At 39.9% G+C, this 22,636-nt stretch carries 33 protein-coding genes; 32 read left to right on the top strand and 1 reads right to left on the bottom strand.

Annotated features, from left to right (window positions below; translation table 11 throughout):
• Positions 1-16 precede the first annotated feature (16 nt).
• The 11 genes from V6M43_RS13860 to V6M43_RS13810 all read left to right on the top strand — a co-directional run bounded on the left by V6M43_RS13860 (position 17) and on the right by V6M43_RS13810 (position 6,801).
• A complete protein-coding gene (locus V6M43_RS13860; RefSeq protein ID WP_332736215.1) occupies positions 17-463 on the top strand; it encodes a GNAT family N-acetyltransferase in 447 nt (148 codons plus the stop codon).
• Between the two features lie 17 nt (positions 464-480).
• Entirely contained in the window at positions 481-963 is a 483-nt protein-coding gene (locus tag V6M43_RS13855) for a VOC family protein (protein WP_332736213.1), read from the top strand.
• A 10-nt stretch (positions 964-973) separates the two neighbouring features.
• On the top strand, positions 974-1,810 hold the full coding sequence (locus V6M43_RS13850; protein WP_332736211.1) for a hypothetical protein: 837 nt from the start codon (positions 974-976) through the stop codon (positions 1,808-1,810).
• A 54-nt stretch (positions 1,811-1,864) separates the two neighbouring features.
• Positions 1,865-2,797 (top strand): SMI1/KNR4 family protein, encoded by a 933-nt coding sequence (locus V6M43_RS13845; RefSeq protein WP_332736209.1) that lies wholly within the window; start codon positions 1,865-1,867, stop codon positions 2,795-2,797.
• Positions 2,798-2,803: 6 nt separating this feature from the next.
• A complete protein-coding gene (locus V6M43_RS13840) occupies positions 2,804-3,376 on the top strand; it encodes a dihydrofolate reductase family protein (protein WP_332736208.1) in 573 nt (190 codons plus the stop codon).
• 22 nt (positions 3,377-3,398) lie between these two features.
• On the top strand, positions 3,399-4,001 hold the full coding sequence (locus V6M43_RS13835) for a DJ-1/PfpI family protein (protein WP_332736206.1): 603 nt from the start codon (positions 3,399-3,401) through the stop codon (positions 3,999-4,001).
• A 167-nt stretch (positions 4,002-4,168) separates the two neighbouring features.
• Positions 4,169-4,483 (top strand): hypothetical protein, encoded by a 315-nt coding sequence (locus V6M43_RS13830; RefSeq protein WP_332736204.1) that lies wholly within the window; start codon positions 4,169-4,171, stop codon positions 4,481-4,483.
• A gap of 16 nt (positions 4,484-4,499) precedes the next feature.
• Entirely contained in the window at positions 4,500-4,943 is a 444-nt protein-coding gene (locus tag V6M43_RS13825; protein ID WP_332736202.1) for a VOC family protein, read from the top strand.
• Positions 4,944-4,945: 2 nt separating this feature from the next.
• A complete protein-coding gene (locus V6M43_RS13820) occupies positions 4,946-5,299 on the top strand; it encodes a nuclear transport factor 2 family protein (RefSeq protein WP_332736200.1) in 354 nt (117 codons plus the stop codon).
• Between the two features lie 27 nt (positions 5,300-5,326).
• A complete protein-coding gene (locus tag V6M43_RS13815; RefSeq protein WP_332736198.1) occupies positions 5,327-6,127 on the top strand; it encodes a hypothetical protein in 801 nt (266 codons plus the stop codon).
• A 41-nt stretch (positions 6,128-6,168) separates the two neighbouring features.
• Positions 6,169-6,801: a protein-glutamine glutaminase family protein gene (locus V6M43_RS13810; protein WP_332736196.1), complete on the top strand. Its 633-nt coding sequence runs from the start codon at positions 6,169-6,171 to the stop codon at positions 6,799-6,801.
• Between the two features lie 2 nt (positions 6,802-6,803).
• Here the strand turns inward: V6M43_RS13810 and V6M43_RS13805 are convergent, their stop codons facing one another.
• Positions 6,804-8,846 carry a multicopper oxidase domain-containing protein gene (locus tag V6M43_RS13805; protein WP_332736194.1) on the bottom strand — a complete coding sequence of 681 codons (2,043 nt, stop codon included), beginning with the start codon at positions 8,844-8,846 and terminating at the stop codon, positions 6,804-6,806.
• 219 nt (positions 8,847-9,065) lie between these two features.
• On the opposite strand from V6M43_RS13805, the gene V6M43_RS13800 reads away from it, so the two are divergent.
• The 21 genes from V6M43_RS13800 (at position 9,066) to V6M43_RS13700 (ending at position 22,634) form a co-directional block, all read left to right on the top strand.
• Positions 9,066-9,602 carry a DUF2975 domain-containing protein gene (locus V6M43_RS13800; protein WP_332736193.1) on the top strand — a complete coding sequence of 179 codons (537 nt, stop codon included), beginning with the start codon at positions 9,066-9,068 and terminating at the stop codon, positions 9,600-9,602.
• Between the two features lie 2 nt (positions 9,603-9,604).
• A complete protein-coding gene (locus V6M43_RS13795) occupies positions 9,605-9,811 on the top strand; it encodes a helix-turn-helix domain-containing protein (RefSeq protein ID WP_332736192.1) in 207 nt (68 codons plus the stop codon).
• A gap of 7 nt (positions 9,812-9,818) precedes the next feature.
• Positions 9,819-10,271: a Gmad2 immunoglobulin-like domain-containing protein gene (locus V6M43_RS13790; protein ID WP_332736191.1), complete on the top strand. Its 453-nt coding sequence runs from the start codon at positions 9,819-9,821 to the stop codon at positions 10,269-10,271.
• Between the two features lie 14 nt (positions 10,272-10,285).
• Positions 10,286-10,993 carry a hypothetical protein gene (locus V6M43_RS13785; protein ID WP_332736190.1) on the top strand — a complete coding sequence of 236 codons (708 nt, stop codon included), beginning with the start codon at positions 10,286-10,288 and terminating at the stop codon, positions 10,991-10,993.
• A gap of 34 nt (positions 10,994-11,027) precedes the next feature.
• Positions 11,028-11,561 carry a hemerythrin domain-containing protein gene (locus V6M43_RS13780; RefSeq protein ID WP_332736189.1) on the top strand — a complete coding sequence of 178 codons (534 nt, stop codon included), beginning with the start codon at positions 11,028-11,030 and terminating at the stop codon, positions 11,559-11,561.
• 102 nt (positions 11,562-11,663) lie between these two features.
• A complete protein-coding gene (locus tag V6M43_RS13775; protein WP_332736187.1) occupies positions 11,664-12,476 on the top strand; it encodes a class I SAM-dependent methyltransferase in 813 nt (270 codons plus the stop codon).
• 11 nt (positions 12,477-12,487) lie between these two features.
• Positions 12,488-13,501, top strand: coding sequence for a methyltransferase (locus V6M43_RS13770; RefSeq protein ID WP_332736185.1), 1,014 nt, complete (start codon positions 12,488-12,490; stop codon positions 13,499-13,501).
• Between the two features lie 6 nt (positions 13,502-13,507).
• The gene (locus V6M43_RS13765; protein ID WP_332736183.1) at positions 13,508-13,990 is read left to right on the top strand and encodes a GNAT family N-acetyltransferase; all 483 of its coding nucleotides are present in this window, start codon (positions 13,508-13,510) and stop codon (positions 13,988-13,990) included.
• A 133-nt stretch (positions 13,991-14,123) separates the two neighbouring features.
• Positions 14,124-14,354, top strand: coding sequence for a DUF4287 domain-containing protein (locus V6M43_RS13760; protein ID WP_332736181.1), 231 nt, complete (start codon positions 14,124-14,126; stop codon positions 14,352-14,354).
• 12 nt (positions 14,355-14,366) lie between these two features.
• Positions 14,367-14,825: an SRPBCC family protein gene (locus tag V6M43_RS13755; RefSeq protein ID WP_332736179.1), complete on the top strand. Its 459-nt coding sequence runs from the start codon at positions 14,367-14,369 to the stop codon at positions 14,823-14,825.
• Positions 14,826-14,838: 13 nt separating this feature from the next.
• A complete protein-coding gene (locus V6M43_RS13750) occupies positions 14,839-15,984 on the top strand; it encodes a serine hydrolase domain-containing protein (RefSeq protein ID WP_332736177.1) in 1,146 nt (381 codons plus the stop codon).
• 95 nt (positions 15,985-16,079) lie between these two features.
• Positions 16,080-16,844: a type I methionyl aminopeptidase gene (map, locus tag V6M43_RS13745; protein ID WP_332736176.1), complete on the top strand. Its 765-nt coding sequence runs from the start codon at positions 16,080-16,082 to the stop codon at positions 16,842-16,844.
• 138 nt (positions 16,845-16,982) lie between these two features.
• Complete coding sequence (locus tag V6M43_RS13740) at positions 16,983-17,555, top strand: cupin domain-containing protein (protein WP_332736174.1); 573 nt, start codon at positions 16,983-16,985, stop codon at positions 17,553-17,555.
• A 28-nt stretch (positions 17,556-17,583) separates the two neighbouring features.
• Positions 17,584-18,552 carry a hypothetical protein gene (locus V6M43_RS13735; protein ID WP_332736172.1) on the top strand — a complete coding sequence of 323 codons (969 nt, stop codon included), beginning with the start codon at positions 17,584-17,586 and terminating at the stop codon, positions 18,550-18,552.
• Positions 18,553-18,636: 84 nt separating this feature from the next.
• Positions 18,637-18,909, top strand: coding sequence for a hypothetical protein (locus tag V6M43_RS13730; RefSeq protein ID WP_039130437.1), 273 nt, complete (start codon positions 18,637-18,639; stop codon positions 18,907-18,909).
• Positions 18,910-18,947: 38 nt separating this feature from the next.
• The gene (locus tag V6M43_RS13725; protein WP_332736170.1) at positions 18,948-19,088 is read left to right on the top strand and encodes a hypothetical protein; all 141 of its coding nucleotides are present in this window, start codon (positions 18,948-18,950) and stop codon (positions 19,086-19,088) included.
• 21 nt (positions 19,089-19,109) lie between these two features.
• Complete coding sequence (locus V6M43_RS13720; protein WP_332736168.1) at positions 19,110-19,661, top strand: hypothetical protein; 552 nt, start codon at positions 19,110-19,112, stop codon at positions 19,659-19,661.
• A 68-nt stretch (positions 19,662-19,729) separates the two neighbouring features.
• On the top strand, positions 19,730-20,290 hold the full coding sequence (locus V6M43_RS13715; RefSeq protein ID WP_332736166.1) for a dihydrofolate reductase family protein: 561 nt from the start codon (positions 19,730-19,732) through the stop codon (positions 20,288-20,290).
• Positions 20,287-20,739, top strand: a complete 453-nt coding sequence (locus V6M43_RS13710; protein WP_332736164.1) for a nuclear transport factor 2 family protein — start codon at positions 20,287-20,289, stop codon at positions 20,737-20,739. Before V6M43_RS13715 ends, V6M43_RS13710 begins: the two co-directional genes overlap by 4 nt.
• Before the next feature lie 48 nt (positions 20,740-20,787).
• Positions 20,788-21,285 (top strand): DinB family protein, encoded by a 498-nt coding sequence (locus V6M43_RS13705; protein ID WP_332736162.1) that lies wholly within the window; start codon positions 20,788-20,790, stop codon positions 21,283-21,285.
• Between the two features lie 11 nt (positions 21,286-21,296).
• The gene (locus tag V6M43_RS13700; RefSeq protein ID WP_332736160.1) at positions 21,297-22,634 is read left to right on the top strand and encodes a sulfatase-like hydrolase/transferase; all 1,338 of its coding nucleotides are present in this window, start codon (positions 21,297-21,299) and stop codon (positions 22,632-22,634) included.
• Positions 22,635-22,636: the final 2 nt, after the last annotated feature.

The raw sequence follows: 22,636 nt of genomic DNA, 5'->3' as shown, positions 1-22,636 counted from the left end.
GTATTTTTAGAAGCGTATGGATCAACTGACTATTTACAAAGACAATTTCTGCATCTCAACCCAAAAGGAAAAGCTGGATATTGATGCAATCCATGAGTTCCTATCGACCAAAGCCTATTGGTGCCTGAACATTCCCAGGAACAAAGTTGAAACTGCCATAAAGAACTCATTGTGTTTTGGCGTTTACCTGGAGGATAAACAGATTGGTTTTGCCAGGATAATTTCAGATTATTCAACCATTGCCTATTTGGGCGATGTGTATGTGCTGGAAGAGTATAGGGGTCGGGGGCTTTCAAAATGGCTGATGGAAGTTATAATGAGCTATCCAACATTACAGGAATTACGAAGATGGATATTGCTCACCGGGGACGCACATGAATTATATCGAAAGTTTGGATGGACTGAAATTGCTGATACCACAAAATGGATGGAAATTCACAATAGGAATGTTTATTGTAAATAGACGTAAAACTAAATAGTATGCAGAAAATAATTCCGAACCTCTGGTTTGATGGCAATGCAAAAGAAGCTGCTGAATACTATCTGTCGGTTTTCAAAGACGGAAAAATCCTTAACACAACTTATTACCCTTTGACGGAAGCCCAAGGGCTTGCTGAGTTTCAGAAGGAATTTGCCGGGAAAGTCCTTACAGTTGAATTTGAGATCCTGGGTATGCGATTTATTGGCATCAATGCCGGACCTGAATTCAAATTCAATGAATCTGTTTCATTTATGATCCCTTGCAAAGACCAGGCAGAGATTGACTACTACTGGAATACATTAACAGCGAATGGTGGTGAAGAAAGTGTTTGCGGTTGGCTTAAAGACAAATATGGATTGAGTTGGCAGGTGTGTCCTGAAAACTGGGAAGAACTCACCAAAAAACCAGGAGCATTCAGGAAAATGATGGGGATGAAAAAACTTATCATTGCGGAATTTCTAGAGACCATCGATCGAAAGTAAATATTGCTGAATGCGAAAACTGATATGCATCTTTATAATAACGGTAATTTGTGGACAAGTTCAATCCCAAAACCTATCTATTATTGATGCCTTGCATTTGAATGAAGAGCTGGACTATAAAACCCGAAAACCTACAAGGATCATTGAAAGGAATACTTCCTTTGATTTAAACGATAAAGAAAGCAATGATAAGACCATAAAGCATTTTGATGGTGCAGGGCTACTTCTTAGCTATGAATTTTATGGGAATAATGATAGCTTATTTGCCAGGGTTACTTATGTGAATGACACAGTAAATAGAACAAAACTGTCAAGAGTACTGGAAGTATGGGCTCGGAATGGTTTGCATCGGGAAACATCCATCTACACCTATAGCGCAAGCAATATTTTAGAAGGCACTACTGATCTGGATGATAAGGGAAACATCATTCGTAGAACAAAAATTATTTGTAATGATAAGGGACATCCAACTCAACTTTCCTTACTAGATGGAAATGGTAAATTGTTTAATAAAGAAAGAGCAACCTATTTCTATAACACGAATAAGGTATTAAAAACTGCAGAAACATCAGATGGCATTGTTCTAAGTAGTGAGGACTCATCAAAGATCAGTTTAAAATATCAAAGCAATTTTCCGAATAAGTATGAGGTATTTAACAGGAATGGAGACTTAGTTCGCTGGAAGGGGAAAAACTTTATAGACAAAGACATTGATTATGAGCGAGAGTATGTTTATGATGAATATGGAAATTGGATAGAGAGCAAGATCTTTCAATTGACAAGAGGAACTGATGGCAAACCTATTAGAAAGATCAGGCAAAAAGTAATGCGAGAATTTAATTATTAAGAAAATGTATCGCCATAGTATATTTTTACGGAACTAATTCAGACACGCCCATATATGAGTTTAGTAGATAAACTGCGCGAGATTAAAAATACACAAAAGAAATTCTTAAATACAGAGCCTGGTGAATTTGCTAAACCAATAGACGTACAACAAATAAGAGCAATCGAATCCCTTTTAGGCGAGGCCTTGCCTGATGAATTCGTAACCCTTTATAGTTTTGCAAATGGACAGGTTGCAGATAGTGATGGGATATTGTTTGGTGAGCGATTTATGAATGCAGAGGAGATTGCTGCACAACTAAAAATTAGTCTGTCATTTGTAAAGCCAGAAAATAAAAGGATAGAAAACAAAGAGAGATCTGACAATCTTTTGCGAGTAATTGCAGACTTCTTTGTTGAGAAGAGCATTAAGCGAAATTTATTAGGGTTCAAGAAAAAGTGGCATAAAATTGAGTTCAAGTGTGGACTTGATTCGTATGAGGGGCCTTATTTATATACGGATATAAATACTACAGAGAATAAAAGGGAGCTCGTAGAAATCAATTATGATGCCTTAAGTACGATATCGGGTACCATTCAGGAGCTGCATGAATTGGAGAAAGAGAATTACAATTGGGATCAATTAGCGTTCGTGGTTTTTTCCAACAATGAATACAAGGTTGAAAGGACCTTCTATGATTTTGACAATCAGATCAATTTTACTTCAAATCCTGAAAATGCCATCAGGAAAAAGTATTTCCATTATAAATGGATACCTGTCTTTTCTGACTATGGAGGAAACTATATTGGTATTGACTTAGACCCTGATATAAATGGCAAGAAGGGTCAGATTATAATATTTGGCAGGGATGAAGAGGATATGGTAGTATTGGCAGACAGTTTAGGTGAGTTCTTTGATTTCCTCTTACTTGAAATGAAAAAGCCGGGAAACAATCTTATTAATTCAGGTGTACATTTACATGATACTCTAAAGGCATTGAAAAAGTAACGTCATATGAGAAAAATAATTTCCTTCATGCACATATCGCTTGACGGCTTTGTTGCAGGACCTAACGGAGAAATGGATTGGATAAAAGCTGATGAAGAAATATTTTCTTATGTGGGAAAGCGGATAAGTGAGGGCGACACTTCTTTATATGGCCGTGTAACTTTTCAGATGATGGAGGGTTACTGGCCTACTGCAGCAGATAAGCCCAATGCTACCCGGCACGACATTGAACATTCGAGGTGGTATAGCCAGGTTCACAAAGTTGTTTTATCCAGAACGATGAAGGATGCGGATTTGGCAAACACCACAATTATTAGTGATAACCTCGCGGAAAAAATAAATGAAATAAAGCAGCAGGCAGGTGAAGATATCCTGCTATTTGGCAGTCCCACCGCCACACATGCGCTTATTCAGCTGAACTTAATTGACGGCTACTGGCTGTTTGTAAATCCGATAATACTTGGTGAAGGCATTCCATTGTTTACAGGTATAAAGGACAGAATAAAACTGAATCTCCTGAATACCAAACAATTTGCCTGCGGGGTAACGGAGCTGAATTATACTGTTGACAGGCAGTAATTTATTTTAATAAAAGGATATCATGAATGTAGGCGTATTACTCTTTGATGACTTTGAGACCTTAGATGTTTTCGGGCCGGTTGAAATTCTGGGCCGACTCAAAGAGTTCTATTCCATCAAATTTTACTCCCTGAATGGCGGCCAGGTTCAAAATAGTCACGGTATTTCAATATCTACTCATCCGCTTGGGGAAATAAATAATGAGCTGGATATATTTCTGATTCCTGGCGGACATGGAACCCGCAAAGAAGTAGATAATGTTTTACTTATAGACAAAATCAGGGAAGTATCTAAATCAAGCAAATTTGTTTTCACCGTTTGTACCGGATCTGCCTTACTGGCCAGGACAGGATTATTGGACGGCAAAAAGGCTACCTCTAATAAAAGGGTATTCGATTGGGTTATAACAAATGGCGAGAATGTCAATTGGATAAGGAGATCGCGCTGGACAGTAGATGGTAAATATTATACTTCCTCAGGTGTAAGCGCAGGAATGGATATGACCTTAGGATTTTTAAGCGATACACATGGAATAGAATTCGCAAGGCAGGTGGCCTTTCATATAGAGTATAATTGGACAGAAGATAAGGACAATGACAATTTTTATATTCCCCCCATTAAGTAAAAACATTGATTTTACCTGCCAATGTGGACTAAAACCTAATGTGGTATTGCGTTTGAGCGTATCCTTCGAATATGGTTCGGCGACCACTGCCCAGTCTCAGGCCCGGACTCTTATCGTGAGCGTACTGGCCCATAAGGGGGTGATGGAGGGTTAAAGAAAATAAAAGAATGGAAAATATATTCTGGAAAGGGTATAGTAATGATGAAAGAAATTCATCAATGATTGCAATACAAGGAGTTATTGCAAAGTATGGGGATATAGTTGATGTTAAGCTCTTTTCCGATATTTCTTTAACCATGACTATTGAAATAGATGAATTCAAGATTGACAGGCTCTATGATGAATTGAGTGCTATAATGGGAATGGACAAATTTGAAAGGCTGGATTCAATATCCAAAAAGGAGAGAACAATTTACCTGAATATAAGCTTTACCAGGGCAACCGGTAATTTGATAATTGAAGTGCCATCTGTTCCAGGATAGAAAGTGAAACAAAATTATGTCCGATTTATACAATGTTGGAGTATGGATGGATGTGAAATTTGTGTCATTAAATGAATGTAAAATGAAAATGAACGCTGGTATCGTAACGAATAAATTGGCAGAAACAAAACATTTCTACACCCATGCTTTGGGATTTGGAATAACATTTGAAAACGAGTTCTATCTTTTACTGCATACTCCAAATAAAGAAGCTGAAATAAGTTTCCTGCTGCCCAATCACCCAAGTCAGCAGGCTTTGTTTCACCAGCAATATGCCGGGCAGGGAATGTATCTGACCATCGAAGTGGAGGATGTGGACAAGGTGTATAGTGAGTTAAAACAGAAAAATGTAGGAATAGAAATTGAGATTCGCAATGAGCCATGGGGCGACAGGCATTTTGCCATTAAGGACCCCAATGGAATAGGAATTGACATTGTAACGTATTCACCACAGCATTAATTATGACTAAGAGAGAAATTGCAGAAGCCTTTTCCGGTGGTAAGTTTGAAGACTGTTTCGATTATCTGACACCCCAGACTATCTGGAATACGCCGGGAGAGCAGTATTTAACCGGGAAAGGGGAGATAGAAGTTTTTTGTAAAAAAATATCTGCTTATTTTGAAAGTGTTGCAACTGATTTCACGCAACTTAATTTAATTGAAAGCGATAGTTGTATTGCTATAAACGGGACGGCGGAGTTTAAGCGCGATGGAAAACGAGTTGCATTTGTTTCTTCCTGTGACGTGTATGAGTTTGACAGGCATAATATGATAGTCTCGATTCACTCTTATTGTATTACCGAGAAACCACAGTGATATTTATAACGCTTATAATAATTGAGTATGATAAAATTTAAGAAGTACATTTTTGAATACGCGCTCCTGATACTAGTAATATTATTAAGCATCACAGGGTTTTGGAAAATCTATTTTGGAGAAAATGCAAACCCTACTCCCTATCAGACACTTCATGTCATAACCAGTTTGCTATGGTTGTTTTTGTTACTATTCCAGCTCAGACTTATTGGGAATAAGCAATATATGCATCACCGGAAGATCGGACTCTCCATTTTAATTATGGGACCGTTGTTAGTTGCTACTACAGCACTGTTATCTGTTCACTCTGCACATAAAGGGCTGGTTTCAGGGGATGGCGACTTTTTAATAGTACAAAATGTTATGGGAACATTGGAATTAGGTTTTGTAATTCTGCTTGCATTTATTCTGAAGAAAAACAGAAAGCTGCATGGTGCTTTTCTTTTGAGTTCGGCTATAATATTTATGGGGATCGCCTTGTTTTTCACACTAATTAGTTTTGTACCGCAATTCAGAATAGAAGGCCCTGAAACTTTCTATAGATTTATCACCGCTGCTGCAACAGCAAGGTATATCTGTATATTTATTGGACTTCTGTTTTTCCTTAAAGACAGAAGAAATGGCTGGCCTTTATTATTGGTGAGCTTGTTCTTTTCTTTGAATGATTATATCAACACGCTATTAATCAAGAACAAGCTTATTCAGCCCTTAACAGAATTCGTGGGTTCACTTAACCAGGTAACTACATTTCTAGGCAGCTTTATTATTCTCTTAATTTTATTGACATTATTGGTAATGCCAACAAAAAGACGTGTTCTTGCCGGCTGATGGGTCCGCATGAGGAGAGAAATGAATATAAAAAACAAAGATTGATAGAAGAAACAATAATTCCCGCGCTCTCTGATTATAGATATTCGGATGTTTTGATCCGGGAAACAGTTGATATGAAACAGGCGGAGGAGTTATTTTCTTTTTTTCAGCAGCACCCGCTGTTTCGTTGGGGCGATGCGAATAATGGATGTGAGGGAAGAGCAGATGCCGTATGTGTTTTATTGGATGAATGGGGAATTCCGAACTATAAGGGTTGGGCATTTAGCGGCGCTTATTTAAGGAAGCATATCGGCGAGTTAAAACAAAACTGGAAGTATCATGTTGCCCCGGTGCTGGCAATAGAGCATGAGGGAGTCGTTAAGGATTTTGTTCTTGATCCATCAACCGCCAGTTTTTTGAGGCCTATTGATGACTGGGCGGCGTCGATTACATTAGTGCCGCATAGCTATTATTTTACCCGTCAATCTTCGTGGTATATTTTCCCATCGAGTAATATACGCGAGTCGAAGTGGAATAGCCGAAACAGGCAAAACAGGAAATGGATGATACAGTGCCTTGCGGGTATCAACAGCTTAAGGCCTAATGGTCGTGCAGCATTAATATTTAATAAGTCGCGCTTAAAAAATACGGAACGGACGTTTGAGCAATTGAAGAATCGAAGGCCGTTTTAATCCTATTTCTGTAAGATAATTTTACGCATAATCCTTTGCTGGTTAATAACAATCTCGCAAAAGTAAATTCCATTTACCAGATCAGTTCCATCAATAGTAACGGTGTGTTGTCCTTTGCTTAATGTTTTATTTTGAACTTTCTTTATCAGGCCACCCTTGCTATCATACATATTCACCATTACAGAAGAAGGCTGAGGAAGATTGAAGCGGATACTAAAGTGTTGTGTAAATGGATTTGGCATAACGGCCAGCTGTACCTGTTTTTCAAGTGCCAGCTCGTCCATTTCAAGCGTTGCATTTTTTGTGAGCGGTGGATCCATTTCGCCAACATAGTAAGAACGCATCATTTCATGGTCTTCGTGAGAAAGAATATGACAGTGCCATGCATACAATCCCTCCAGGTCAAACTTCGCAATGATTCGAGTTACTTCTCCCGGGTACATGATCCAGGTATCTTTCCATCCCCTTTCATCCGGGGCGGGGATCTGAGGCTGGCCAATAAAACGGATATTGGTGGGCTTACCATTTTCTTCATTTATATCGGCACGGAATTTCTGCCTGTTAATTAGTTGCGAACTAACCAGGTGCAGGTGAATAGGATGAGCATCTTCGGTCTCATTATAGATCTCCCATATTTCGGTGCTGTTAAGTTGGGGGTTTTCTGTTATTGGGTCATCCCATCCCAGAACGCCATCTTCCACAGTGCCGAGCATAGGTTTTAAGCGATCAAATTCATCTTCGGCTTCAAATAGGATCAGCTTGCGGGCAGGCAGGGTGGTATTCAATGGCAGAATCGGGGCTCTTAAGGTTGATGGTAACTGGGTAATAGGATAATTGGGATCAAGTGGTTTGCTGACCCGGAAAGCCATGATTTGTCCAGTTGTTTTTGGATCGATAGCCGAGCCCTTTGGGAATGGTGTTTTAGCATTGTTGCGAAGAATAATTGTTTGTCCCCCCAAACCCGGATTTGAAAAATCGATCACTACATCTCTGCGCTCACCCGGACCCAGCAGCATTTGTGTAAGTGGAACAGGCGATGGCAGCAATCCATTGTCAGTTCCGATTTGCTGGAAGGTCTGGTTACCGGAAAGGAATAAATTATAGAATCGTGAATCGGATCCATTAAGGACCCTGAACCTGTATTGACGAGGCTCTACATCCAGCACCGGCCAGGCCATTCCGTTCACTAAAATAAAGTCGCCAAAAAATTCAGGTAAGATGCTGTGCGCCGGTTGGCCTTCTTCCTGATCATCATGAGCAGAAGGATAGAATAGTTGTCCATCGCTGGTAAACATCCTGTCCTGTATAGCGAGTCCGAGGTCATAAGGAGCTGCGGGTAGTTTATTGGTTGCCTGTAAATCCATTTCATTGGGATCGGTAATGAGGTAGTAGCCAGCGAGACCGGCATACACGTTTAGCCGGGTAATACCGAGGGCATGATCGTGGTACCAGATGGTAGCTGCCTCCTGGTTGTTGCTGTAATGATAAGGAATGGCATCCCCTTTAATAAATCCATTTCCCTTCAAGGAAAAATTGGGTGTGAACCAGGCATCGGGAAGGCCGTCGCTTTCTGATTCAGAATGCCCGCCATGGAGGTGAGTAACAACAGGAATGCCATATTGCATCCAGTTTGGAACATGATCCAGCGCCCAATGGACACTGGGATCGATGGGAAGTAAATGTGGCAGTGGCTGGTTGCTGCTGTTAAGGAGATTATTATGCCAGAAAACGTTTAATGGAACGCCGGTTTTTGCAAGAATGGTTGGTCCGGGATAGCTGCCCTCGTAACCCCAAACTTTGGTTGGCATGGGTTGTAAGGTGGATGGGTTAACGAGGCCGAGCCACTGATCAAACTGCGAGATACCTATGGTGAATGTGCCGCCATTTCGCCCGTCAATTACTGCGGGTACAGGCAATGGATTTACAAACTGAGGTTGTGAGAATGGATTCAATAATGACTGCTGGAAGGCGGGAAGTGCTATAGAAGAAAATAGCGCTATCAATAGAATCCTGCATTTAACCGTGGAGGTGAATATCTTTTTCATAAGCAGGCTTTTGAGTAATGAAAAAAGTATTCTGTAAAGTAACAGCAACAGTATATGAAAATTTCTGATATGTGTCATGCTGAATGATGATTGAGAACAGGATGGGATGGGAGGAGGTTTAGTGTTGTCATGATAAGCAACAAGAATATTTTAATAAACGACATATATTAATTGAATATCAATAAATATTCAGTATACTTGCAGTATAATTTTGCAAATATGTCGAACAGAAACAACCTCATCTTCAAGGGGCTTTATATTGTAGCCTGGATCATTTTTGTTGGCTTATGCATAGAGGCCGGAGCCCTGATTGTCAATTTTATTTTCAGTATTTACAATCCTGAGGTTGTCCGGAATCTTTATCAGAAACTGGACCTAAGTGAGGTGTATAATAAAAGTAAATGGGAATATTTTGGGGTCTATAGTTTTATATTGTTCATTTCGATTTTGAAGGCATACCTGTTCTATCTTGTCATCAGGCTTGTAAGTAAATTAGATTTGGCCAGACCTTTCAACAGTGATGTTGCAAGCCAGATTACAAATATCAGTTACCTGATTTTTTCGATAGGGATTATAAGTCATGTGGCCCGGGAAACGGTTAAGAGTTTGCAGCTTCGGGCTATAGATACCGATGCCTTAAACCCGTTTTGGGCAGACAGCCAGGCCTATATTTTAATGGCAGCTGTTGTATATGTAATTGCTGCTATTTTTTCAAGAGGCGTTGAGATCCAGAACGAAAACGATTTAACTGTATAGCCATGCCGATCATTGTAAACTTAGATGTAATGATGGCAAAGAGGAAGATGTCACTCAATGAGCTGTCAGAAAAAGTGGATTTAACTTTGTCCAATCTTTCTATATTAAAAACCGGGAAAGCAAAAGCCATCAGGTTTAGTACATTGGAAGCAATTTGTAAAGCGCTGGATTGCCAGCCGGGTGATATATTGGAGTATAGGGAAAACTAATTCTGCCATGAAGTATACCATTTTGTTATCGCTAATAATTCTTGTTGCCTGTAACAATAACGGGAACATAAAGACTGAAGCAAAGGTTGATACTTTAAAAGTGATTCCCGATACACTTGCGATAACAAAGAAACCCCTTCCAGATTCTATTCAGAGCAAAACATACGCCAATACACGATTCAGGGATGTTAGGGTGGAGAGGATCGGTGAAGACAGCTTTTTAATACGAGGCCAGGGTCAGATATTTGAAGCAAATTTTAACTGGATCGTGGAAGATGGTCATGAAGAGTTGAAGAAGGGTTATCAGATGACGAAAGCGGGGGCACCTGAGTGGGGTAATTTCGAGTTCGGAATAAGGGTTCAGAAAAAGCGGGCCAATTCTACATTAATGCTTGTGATATTTGAGACCAGTGCAAAGGACGGAAGTCGGCAGTATGAGTTGCCGATTGTTTTGTACTAACCTAACTGGAAAACATGAATAACAGTGAGATTTTAAGGCTTTTAGAGGATCAGAGAGATAGCTTGTATAGAAAGTTAAATGCAACATCAATATCAGATCTGTACAAGGAGCAGTATGATGAAATTAAGGCAGGTCGATTATTTGTATTTGATAACAATGAACGACAAATGCTGAGAGATATTAAAGCACTATCTAAAGACAATTCACTTAACCATTCATTCAACAATAAACTGCAAGAATATCTGCGTCTTGACAATAAGTCACTTACGTTACATTTTCAAGGAGAAATTGAACGGATGTCAGAGCAATTACTGCAGTCAGGAAAGTTAGAAGAGATTCAAGCAATATTTATCGAATATGATCATTACTATCATTATACAAGTACCATAATTTGTTACGGCAAGCAGGAGTATCCTTTAATTGATAAGCCTAGGTATATAACCGGTGAGTACGACCGAAATAAAAAAGTTCTAAAGCTTGATGACGGTATAAATTTTCAGCCAGCATGGGTAGATTGTGAAGAATTCGGTGATCTTGAATATCTGGAAATCAACTTTGAACTTGAGAATTTATTCAGGCTTCATTCAAGGACTTTGCTCCATAAGGCATTTGATAACTTAAATAAATCCGGAGCATTGGATTTCCTGCATAACCGACCGTTTTCCATTTATATAAATGAGCACGACAGCGAAGTAATGATGCTATACAGGCTTAATCAATAATGGAGAACTTACTAAAGATATAATATGAGAAATTATGAAGCTCCTCTACTATATACTACCGCTTGTGTTGTTTTTAGTACAATGCCGGCATAAAGAGGAAAACATCGTAACGCAATTCCCCGGCAAGCCGCAAGTTCCTTCGTCCATAAAAGATGAGCATCAATATCTTCTTGATAAAATTCAGAGAATAACCTTATTGCCTGACAGTACCGGAATGGCTGCAGGTAAGCTCAAAGATCTGATGCAACATCATTTTAAGGAAGAAGAAGATATGGCATTACCTGCTTTAGGGCTATTGCCTTTATTGGGTGGCGGAAAACTGCCTTATCAAACTAAAGAGGTGATAGAAATGTGTGAGAAACTAAAGGTGCAATTAGTGCATTTGGATGTAGAACATCAATTGATCAAAGCTTATATGGATGAGTTAATGAAAGTGGCTACTAAAGAAAATCATCCTGAAGTTATGGAGTTGGAACAAGTGCTTCAAAAACATGCGAAGACTGAAGAAGAAGTGTTTTTTCCAACAGCCATTCTGATCGGGGAATACTTGAAACTAAGAACTGATTGAGGCATGGGATATGCGCTTAAATGTATAAGAGAAAAATTGTATATCTTCAAGGTAATATAGAATCATCTTCGCCTTATCTAACCCCCAATAAAATAGTCAATTATGAATCCAAACAAAATGCTTTGGGAAAAAGGTGATTTCACCAAGCTTGCTGAAACCATGCGCGGGAGCGGAGAAGCCCTTGTAGCATCATTGGGTGTCACAAAGGATATGAGAATCCTTGACCTGGGTTGTGGCGATGGCACAACAGCCATCCCAGAAGCAAAATTGGGGGCTAATGTTTTAGGTGTTGATATAGCGAGAAATCTTGTGGATGCCGGAAACCGTCGGGCAGAAAAGGAGGGATTGAACAATTGCGTTTTCCAGGAAGGAGACGCTATAGCCCTGGTGGACCTGGATGATAACTGCTTTGATATGGTTGTAAGCATTTTTGGCGCCATGTTCGCGCCAAAGCCATATGATGTGGCAAAGGAGATGGTAAGGGTAACCAAACCTGGAGGCAGAATAGTGATGGGCAACTGGATCCCCGGCGATCCAACACTGGTGGCGCAAATATTAAAGATTAGCTCTTCCTATACACCGCCGCCGCCGGAAGGATTTGTCAGTCCAATGTTATGGGGTAAGGAAGAAGAAGTTATTAAACGTTTTGAAGAGGCAGGTGTGCCAAAGGAAAATATAAGCTGCGTAAAAGATACTTTCACATTTGAAGCACCGTATTCACCATCGGCATTCGTGAATATATTTAAGACATATTATGGTCCAACCATGAATGCATTTGAAGCTGCTGAAAAAAATGGCCTTGCCACCCAGTTACAGGAAGAACTGGAAACATTATTCAACAGCCAGAACAAAAGCGAAGACAAAAATCTTACCTCTATTCCAGCTACCTATTTAAAAGTAACTGTACAGGTATAAAGTTTAAAGCCATGACAAATGAGCTTCCCCCTCCCGCCCAATTGATGCAAATCCTTTTTGGTTTTGCAGCATCGCGTGCAATAGGCGTGACTGCCGAATTAAGGATTGCTGACCTGTTAAAGGAGGGGCCAAAAACCGCAGAGGAGTTAGCGCAGGAAAGAGGTGTTCATGCCCGTTCGCTATACCGCGTAATGAGAGCATGTGCAAGTATTGGTGTGTTTAGTGAAGACGATAATAAAAAATTTTCACTAACACCATTAGCCGAGCCGCTGGTTAGTGATGCACCAGGCAGTTTACGTGCTTTCGCTCAAATGATAAGCTGTGATTGGCAATTCCAGACATGGGCGGAGCTTCCTTACAGTGTGAAAACAGGCAAACCTTCTTTTGAAAAAGTGTTCGGGACGTCGTCCTTCGATTATTTCTGGAGCAATGAGAAAGCGGGAAAGGTATTTAATGATGCCATGACCAGTAATAGTTCATTTTCGAGCGTTGCAGTTTTGAATGCCTATGATTTTTCTTCCTTTACAAAATTGATAGATATAGGTGGAGGACATGGATTTTTATTAGCTACTATCCTGGGCAAATATGAGAAGTTAAAAGGCCTGCTGTATGATATGCCTGCAATAGTGGCAGAGGCGGAAAAGTTGTTACAGCAGCATGGTGTCAGGGACAGGTGTGAAATAGAAGGAGGAAATTTTTTCGAGACTGTACCTGCAGGTGGTGATGCTTACATAATGAAACATATTATTCACGACTGGGATGATGAACAATGTAAAACCATTCTTCAGAATTGCTGTAATGCAATGGCTGAGGGCAGTAAGGTGTTGGTTGTAGAGATGGTAGTACCCGAAGGAAATGAGCCATCCCTTTCAAAATTCCTGGATCTACAGATGTTACAATTTTTACCAGGTTGTGAGAGAACAGAAAAGGAATATATAGCATTATTTGATAAAGCCGGATTAAGGGTAACGCGAATAATACCAACCATGTCTCCGTTCAGTATTATTGAAGGAGAGAGAAAATAATATTTGATGGATAAGGCGCACAATATCACATTGAGTGAGACTCAACAGAATGATTTACATTTTTTCTTTGAATTCCAGCTTAACGAAGAAGCAAATTACTTAGCTGCCTTCATGCCTAAGGATTCCCACGACAAAGCAGCTTACCTGGAGAAGCATACAAAGCATTTGGCTGACCCCACTATAAATATGCGAACAATAAAAGTTGATGGGGTGATTGCAGGGAGCATTGCAAAATTTATAATGGAAAACGAAGCAGAGATAACGTACTGGATCGACAGAAAGTTCTGGGGACAGGGAATTGCCACAAATGCACTTAAGGAATTTTTGAAGATTGAAGAGTCCAGGCCAATATATGGACGTGTTGCTTTTGACAATTATGGCTCTCAAAGAGTTCTCGAGAAATGCGGTTTTGTAAAAGTGGGAATGGATAAAGGATTTGCTAATGCGCGGCAGGAGGAGATTGAGGAATTCATTTATAGGCTTTCGTAACATTGATAGTTTATCCATAATGAAAAGTCGCAGTTAACCTCCCACAATGTCTTAATCACACCTCATAGATTTTCCGTGCATATTTTAGATTTGATATGAAATAGATTTCTAAATATTCAAAACAGAAACTACCATGTCATTTCAAGCATATATCAATAACATTAAAGAGAAGACAGGCAAAGGTCCGGAGGACTTCAAAAAATTAGCAGAGAAGAAGGGTTTTACTTCAAATGGAGAATTGAAATCCGGATTGAAGGCAACCGAAATTGTATCATGGCTTAAAGAAGACTTTGATTTAGGGCATGGTCATTCTATGGCGATCTATGCATTGCTTAAAGGAATGAAAAACGAAAACAGTAAATAAAAACTACATAAAATGGCGGACATCATTCATCGCGTAGGTATTAAAGCCCCACTGCAGGGAGTGTACCAGGCATTATCAACTGTAGAAGGTATTGCTGGCTGGTGGACAAAAGATACTTCAGGTATATCCCAGGTAGGAGAAACAATTGTAGTAAGATTTGTTTCCCCCGAAGGAACAGAACTTGGTAGCATGAACATGGTAGTGAAAGCGCTGGAGGCCGGCAAAAAAGTTCACTGGAATTTCACAGCAGGTCCGGAAGAATGGATCGGCACTGATGTGATATTTGACCTTCACCAGGAAGGCGAGTATACCATCGTTCTTTTTGCGCACAGAAACTGGAAGGAGGAAGTTGAGTTTATGGCACACTGCAGTATGAAATGGGGCGTTTTCATGTTAAGTCTGAAGGAGCTTGTTGAAACAGGCAAAGGCAAGCCATCCCCAGATGATATTAAGATCGATAACTGGAATTGATAAATCAGCGCATATGCTTAAAAAGCTAACCCTTGGAATTTTATGCCTGGTCCTTATGGGTTTTTTGAAAGGTCAGGATACCAAAACATATTCCGGTAAGCCAGTTAATTTAAATGATGGAATTCAAACTGCCACTTTAGCAGAAGTGGGTTTCAATATAGGACTGATTGAAGAGCTAAACAAGCAGTTGGATGCGGGCGTATATCCCAATATTCACAGTGTTCTTATATACAAAAATGATAAGTTGGTTTTTGAAAAATATTATCGCGGGAAGGATGAGCTTTGGGGTGATGACCTGGGAGTAATTGAACATCGGGCTGGCGATTTGCATGATATCCGGAGCATATCAAAAAGTGTTGTATCGGCCTGTATAGGTATTGCCATCGACCAGGGTAAAATTAAAAGTATCGATCAGAAGGTCTTTGATTTTTTCAAAGAGTATTCTGTTTATGATACCGGCATGAAAAAAGAACTCTCCATTAAGCATTTGTTGATGATGACTTCCGGACTGGAATGGAATGAAGATGTTCCATATGATAATCCGGAGAATAGTGAGATACAAATGACTGAAAGTGCAGATCCTATTGAGTTTGTTCTCAGCCGTCCGATGGCCTTACCTGCAGGTAAGGAATGGAAGTACAACGGTGGCACCACTCAACTATTGGCGGCAATCATTGAAAGGGTTTCCGGCAAAAAGTTAGATGCATTTGCAAGTGAATACCTCTTCAAGCCATTGGGAATAAAAAAGTTTGAATGGGTTAAATTTCCTGGAACTAATAATCCGGCCGCAGCTTCAGGGTTAAGGCTAAGCTCACGCGATTTATTGAAGTTTGGAATTCTTTACCGCAATAAAGGGAAGTGGAATGGCAAACAAATATTATCAGGCAAATGGGTTGAGGAATCGTTTAATACTTTGATAAAATTCCCGGGAGCTGGCAATAACAGTTATGGGTACCAGTTCTGGTTAATGAACGATACCTTGCAAGGAAAGCCTGTGAAAATAATGGCCGCGGTAGGAAACGGAGACCAAAGGATTTTTCTGGATGAGGTAAATGATTTAGTTGTTGTTACTACTGCGGGTAATTACAATTTATGGACGATAAAAAATAATGCCTACGCTTTATTAAGAAGGATCTATGACTCCTTCACAGTACGATAGCATTATCCTCACATAGAACAACCGCTACAATTGGTTTGCCAGAAGCCTGTGTGCTGCGGGCATGCAGGGCATAAGGAAATGTTTATCTTTGTAATATGTCAATAACAAAAGAAGCGGAACTTATCGGAATGCAACAGGCAAGTGAAGCGGTTGCATACACGCTAAAGGAAATGAGGAACTATGCTCAGGTAGGGATGACCACTAAGGAATTAGACAATTACGGGGCAAAGATACTTTCTGATTTTGGGGCAAAGTCGGCACCGTTTTTAACCTATAAGTTTCCGGGCTGGACATGCATAAGCGTGAACAACGAATTTTGCCATGGCATTCCGTCTGATAAAAGAATACTGAAAGAGGGTGACCTGATAAATATTGATGTTTCGGCTGAGCTAAATGGTTTTTGGTCTGACAACGGAGGATCGTTTGTTCTGGGTGAAGATGTTAACGGACATCAGAAGCTTATAGATGCATCTAAGCAAATTTTGTATAAAGCGATTAACAATATCAAGGGCGGGGTGCGCATATCGGATATAGGTCATCTCATTGAAACAGAAGCAAAGAAACGTGGATTTAAAGTAATTAAGGATCTGACAGGGCATGGAATAGGAAAAAGCCTTCATGAAGCGCCGGGTGAAATAGCGAATTACAGGGATCGTTTTAATAAGACAAGATTTAAGAAGAATTCTGTTGTAGCCATTGAGACATTTATATCCACCATTTCAACCTATACTGCGACGCTTAAAGACGGTTGGACACTGGTTGGTGACAAAGGAGGTTTTATGGCGCAGCATGAACATACGATTGTTGTTACTGATGGAAGTCCCATTATTCTTACTGAGATGAATGAGATCTGGAATTAGCCTATTTCAGAAGATGGCGCGGATCAATTGAACTAACCTTTCATTCAATACATTACATACATATAACGGATCAACGCTATTTGCTTTAGCCTGTAGCGCATGGTAATTATTTTCGTTTCCATAGTTAAATTGGAACGTATGAATATCTTCTACCCGCACAAGATCCAGAATTGTATTGGGGAAACATTGATCTTTAAAGAGCTGGTTGCAGAGCCTGATGGCGAGCGATTACTGGTTGAAAATTATGTGGTACCGGGGAAGGGTCCTGTTATGCATACCCATTGGTTGCAGGATGAATCATTAACCGTGATTAAGGGAAGGCTTGGATATGAAATTAAGGGGGAACCGGCAAAGTATGTTGGAGAGGGCGAAACGGTAGTATTTACAAAGGGAACACCACATCGTTTCTGGAATGATGGCGAGGATGTTTTACACTGCAAAGGATGGATAAAACCGGCAAACACTATTGTCTTCTTTCTATCCTCAATTTATGCTGCACAGAATAAATCGGGAAGTGAGCGTCCCGAAAAGTTTGATGCGGCATATCTCATGACCAGGTACTCAAGTGAATATGATCTTCCGGAAATACCAGTATTTGTTAAGAAAGCCATTATTCCCATTACCTATCGGGTTGGCAAATTATTAGGAAAGTATAGCCATTTCAAAAATGCACCCAAACCAATCAGATCAGATATAAGCACGATAATATAGTGTTATCATCAATTTTATAAACCTCGCTATGAGATATATATTCCTATTAATATTAACCTTCCTTCAGTTGGTTTCCATTGCCCAAACTGCAGAAACAGCCCGTATTAAAAGTGACAGCATAATTCTGGTAGCCAGTAATCCTGCAAAGGGATTTCATCATGATTATATATTGTTTATCCCGAAAGGAATGCAGCTGAACAAGAAGACTTTTCTTCTTGTTGAACCCAATAACACAGGAAAAATTTCAGACAGCGTAGAAGTACATAAAAAATACGCCATTGATTTAGCCTCGGTAAGTTCTGTGGGGAATAATATTTCTACTGAATTAAGAATACCATTGCTTGTTCCTATTTTCCCACGACCAGCATCCCAGCCTTTGATGTATACCCATGCCCTTGACAGAGATGCGATGCTGGAAGAAAAAGTGGAGCTTAAACGACTAGATTTACAATTATTGGGAATGATAGCTGATGCGCAGAAGGTATTAAGCTCAATGGATATTCCTGTTGATAGCAAGATATTCATGAATGGGTTTTCGGCCTCCGGGACTTTTACCAATCGGTTTTCGCTTATGCATCCCGATAAGATAAAAGCATTGGCTATAGGTGGGTTTAATGGAAAGCTTATGATCCCACAAAACGTGATCAATGGGGTTAAGCTCAATTACCCCATTGGAACAAACGATTTTACAGCAATATCAGGTCATGATTTTGACCCGGCTGCCTTTAAGCAAATCCCTCAGTTCATTTATATGGGGAAATTGGATGACAATGATGCGGTACAGTTTGATGATGCATACAATGAGGAAGAACGAAAGATCATTAATGAGAATCTTGGTAAGAATGTGCAGGAAAGATATGTCAAGTGTCAGCAGATCTATGCTGATAACAGCATAAATGCGATCTTCAACACCTACGAGACTGTAGGGCACTGGACTACATCAGATGTAAATTTGGCAGTCATTAAATTCTTTCTATCTCAAATGCGTGGAAATTAAAATCTAACGATAACGTGGGGTTGCAGCATGCTATTCTTCTTAAAAAGGAGTAAATTTATCTTATTCAGATAAAAACTAACGATTATGGCAATTCCTGATTTTCCAAATGGATTTGAGAGCTGGCAAAAAACGCATTTTGAAGTAGTTGAAGCTTTGTGCTATCTGAGAGATCTTGAAGAGGATAAACAGCCAAAGAAGTTTGCAGAATTTTTAGATCGGACTGCCACTGATGAAATGTACAATCTGGCACTTAAGCTTACCAACAAGTACGAGGAGCAAACGAAAGATAAGAAAAGAGAGCGCAATCTTTTTGATGAGATAGAAGAATTTGTTGCACATGAGGTGAAGAGTTTATAAAGCACCCTGACTATCTAATACGTATCCACCTACCAATATTGTCGCATTTACCCAGCGATATCCCATGCCTTAGTCTTATCAATGATCATGCTGGATGGGGTGATGCAGGAGTAATTATTGCTCATTACAAACGGGAGGGTAAAGTGGTGACAGGTGCTTTGGGGGGATTAGAAGGTTGAATTGATTTTAAATGAATAATAATGATACTTAAACCCTTCTTTATAATCTTCCTGCTAATAATGGGAATATCGCCAACCGTGAAATCACAACCAAAGCCTTTTGTTCCTGCAGACTTTAAAGTTCCGGAAAAACTGGAAACACCTCATTTCAGGGCAAGAATGTTGACAGTGAATGATGTTGTAAAAGACTATGAGGCAGTAATGACCAGTGTTGAGCATTTGCACAAAAGCTATGCATCTCCAACCTGGCCAACGAATCAACTCACGCTTGAGCAAAATCTGATTGACCTGGGATGGCACCAGAAAGAATTTCAGATCAGAAGATCGTTTGCCTATACAATTGTTAGTTTTGATGAGAGCCAGGTCATTGGATGTCTTTATATTAATCCAACAACCAAAGGCGACTATGACGCAAACATTACTATGTGGGCAAGAGCAAGTATGCTGGATAAGGGGCTTGATAAAAATCTTTATGATGCCGTGAAACTATGGATTGCGAAAGATTGGCCATTTAAAAAGGTTGCCTACCCGGGAAGAGAAATTAAGTGGGAAGAGTGGAGAGCAATGAAGTAAGCATTGTAAACACTGATCGGGATCCCCAATTGCTATTTCTGCTAAATAACATTTCTCATAATAATTATATGCGGAAGATCATTGCAGCAATCAATATGAGCCTTGATGGTTTTTGCGACCACACCGGAATGATTGCGGATGATGAATTGCATGAGTATTATAATGATCTTTTAAGAAATGCAGGCGTCCTTATATATGGAAGGATAACCTACCAGCTTATGGAAAGCTATTGGCCCTCTGTGGTAAGAAATCCAACCGGTAATAAACCAACGGACGATTTTGCGGTACTGATTGATAACATTCCAAAGATTGTTTTCTCCCGCACACTTAAACATGTTGAATGGAAGAACACCATGCTAAAAGATGAAATTATTCGGGAAGAAATTGTTGGTCTCAAACAACAAGAAGGTAAGGATATTTTTGTTGGCAGTCCCGGCCTGATAAACGCTTTCATGCATCTCGACTTAATTGATGAATACCAGCTTGCTGTTCATCCGGTTATTGCAGGGAGTGGTTTGCAATTGTTTCAAGATATAGAAGACCGTATTAAACTGCAACTAATAAAAACTAAGATAATAGGATCGGGGGTAATATTTCTTTATTATGAACCAGATAAGAATGCATTATGAAAAAGTACATCCTGCTCATCATATTTACTACACTAGCAATTTTGAGCTATGCACAAGAAAATTCCAAAACTGAAGATGAGATTCGGCGATTGGAGCAAACTGTGGTGACGGCCATTTTAAATGCAGATACAAATACACTAAAGCAAGTGTGGGCACCGGAGTTTTTAGTAAACAATCCAAGAAATGATATTTCAGGAAACAGGGATTCTGTTTTAATGATCCAGAAAGCAGGAATGATTAACTATAGTTCCTTTGAAAGAGTTATTGAGAGAATGCAATTTCAGGATAACATCACAATTACAATGGGGTATGAAGCATTTGTTTCCAGGAATGATATCCCTGGTGCAAAAGCGGGACAACTTTACAAAAGACGATTCACCAATATCTGGATGAAGAAGAATGGGCAATGGCTGCAAATAGCAAGGCATGCATCGATAATATGCCAGTAATAAGTAGTATCTTATTGTTGGGAGATTTAGAACAATTAATCTGTTAACATGAGCAACACAATTATCAGTCAGTTCATTTCAGAATTTAATACTGAAGTTCCTGCCACCAGGAAATGCCTGGAAAGAATTCCAGAAGGGCTTTCTGACTGGAAGCCGCATGAAAAATCCATGACACTTGGATATCTTTGTTTGTTAGTTGCTGAAATTCCTATGTGGATAACGGAGATGATAAAAACGCGTGAAATAAATTTCCAGACATTTAAGCATTTCCAGCCTAAGGATACAACTGAAATGGTAAACCATTTCGATGAAAATGTAAAGGCTGTTCAAGATGCTTTCGCGCAACTTGCAGAGGAAGACCTGGCCAAACCCTTCGTTCTGAAAAATGGAGAACAAATTCTGATCAGTTCACCACTGATTGAAAATATTAGTTCTACGCTGAACCACTGGGTGCATCATCGGGGTCAATTGACAGTTTATATGCGCTTGAATAATATTGCGGTGCCATCTATATATGGCCCTTCAGCGGATGAAAAGACATTTTGAAAAGAAATCCTATGCATAAAGCAACTCATTACATAATTAGAAAAGCTGTTGGGTTGCTTTTAATTATAATCCCCCTATTTTCATATTCCCAGCGTCCCAATATCATTTATATAATGACAGATGACATGGGATATGGAGATTTAAGCGGATATGGGCGTAAAGACTATGCAACTCCAAATCTCGATAAACTGGCGGGGCAGGGAATTAAATTTGTGAATGCTTATTCTGCAGCCCCGGTTTGCACGCCCACACGTACTGCGTTTATGACTGGCCGTTATCCTGCAAGAATTCCTGTTGGATTAAAAGAGCCATTGGTTAAAAGCAGGGAAGATAGTGCCGTGGGGCTAACTGCTGAACATCCTTCTGTAGCAACATTAATGAAGAATGCAGGTTATGAAACTGCTTTGATAGGTAAATGGCATCTTGGTTTTCAACCGCAACATTATCCAACCAGTAATGGGTTTGACTATTTTTTCGGTTTCCTTGCAGGAGCGGTGGACTATATCTCCCATAAAAGTGGTCACACCGGCCAACGAGCACATGATCTTTATGAGAACGATAAACCTTATTATACGGAAGGCTATCTGACAGAGTTGTTTACACAAAAAGCTGTTGCATTTTTGGAGAAGCCGCATAATAAACCCTTTTTCCTTGCACTCCATTTTAACGCCTCCCATTGGCCATGGCAGGGGCCGGGCGATAAACCCTATGAAGATTCGGTTGACCATAGAAGCAATGGCTCTCCGGCAAAGTATGCCGCCATGATGAAGAGTCTTGATGATGGGATTGGCATCATTATGAAGAGTCTCGAAGATGCAAAATTAACTGATCAAACTATTGTCATTTTTACTAATGATAATGGCGGCGAAAGATTTTCTGATAATGGAGGACTATCCCAATCCAAGATGTCGTTATGGGAGGGAGGTATTCGTGTGCCTGCATTTGTAAGGTGGCCGGGCAAGATCAAGGCCGGGACGACTACGGAGCAGCTAGCAATAACAATGGATTGGACAGCGACCATATTAGCTGCTGGCGGTGCAAAGGCTTCGACTGCCTTTCCCTTAGATGGGATAGACATGATGCCCATTTGCATAGGGAAGGAAGGTATCAAGGATCGAACATTTTACTGGCGAACATCGCAGCGAAGGAATCAGAAAGCCATTCGGGACGGCAATTGGAAGTATTTACAGGACGAGAAGGGTGAATACTTATTTGATGTTTCAAAAGACCAGGCTGAAAAAAATGATCTGAAAGAAAAACACAAGGATGTTTTTATTCGGTTGAAAATGAAATTTGGCGAATGGGAGAAAACGGTACTTCCGCCTGGTGAAAGTTTACTGGATAAATAACT

The sequence above is a fragment of the Flavihumibacter sp. genome (assembly GCF_036676075.1).
Classification (GTDB): Bacteria; Bacteroidota; Bacteroidia; order Chitinophagales; family Chitinophagaceae; genus Flavihumibacter.
Note: the sequence above shows the minus strand (reverse complement) of the source record. Positions and strands in the feature narration are given on the sequence as shown.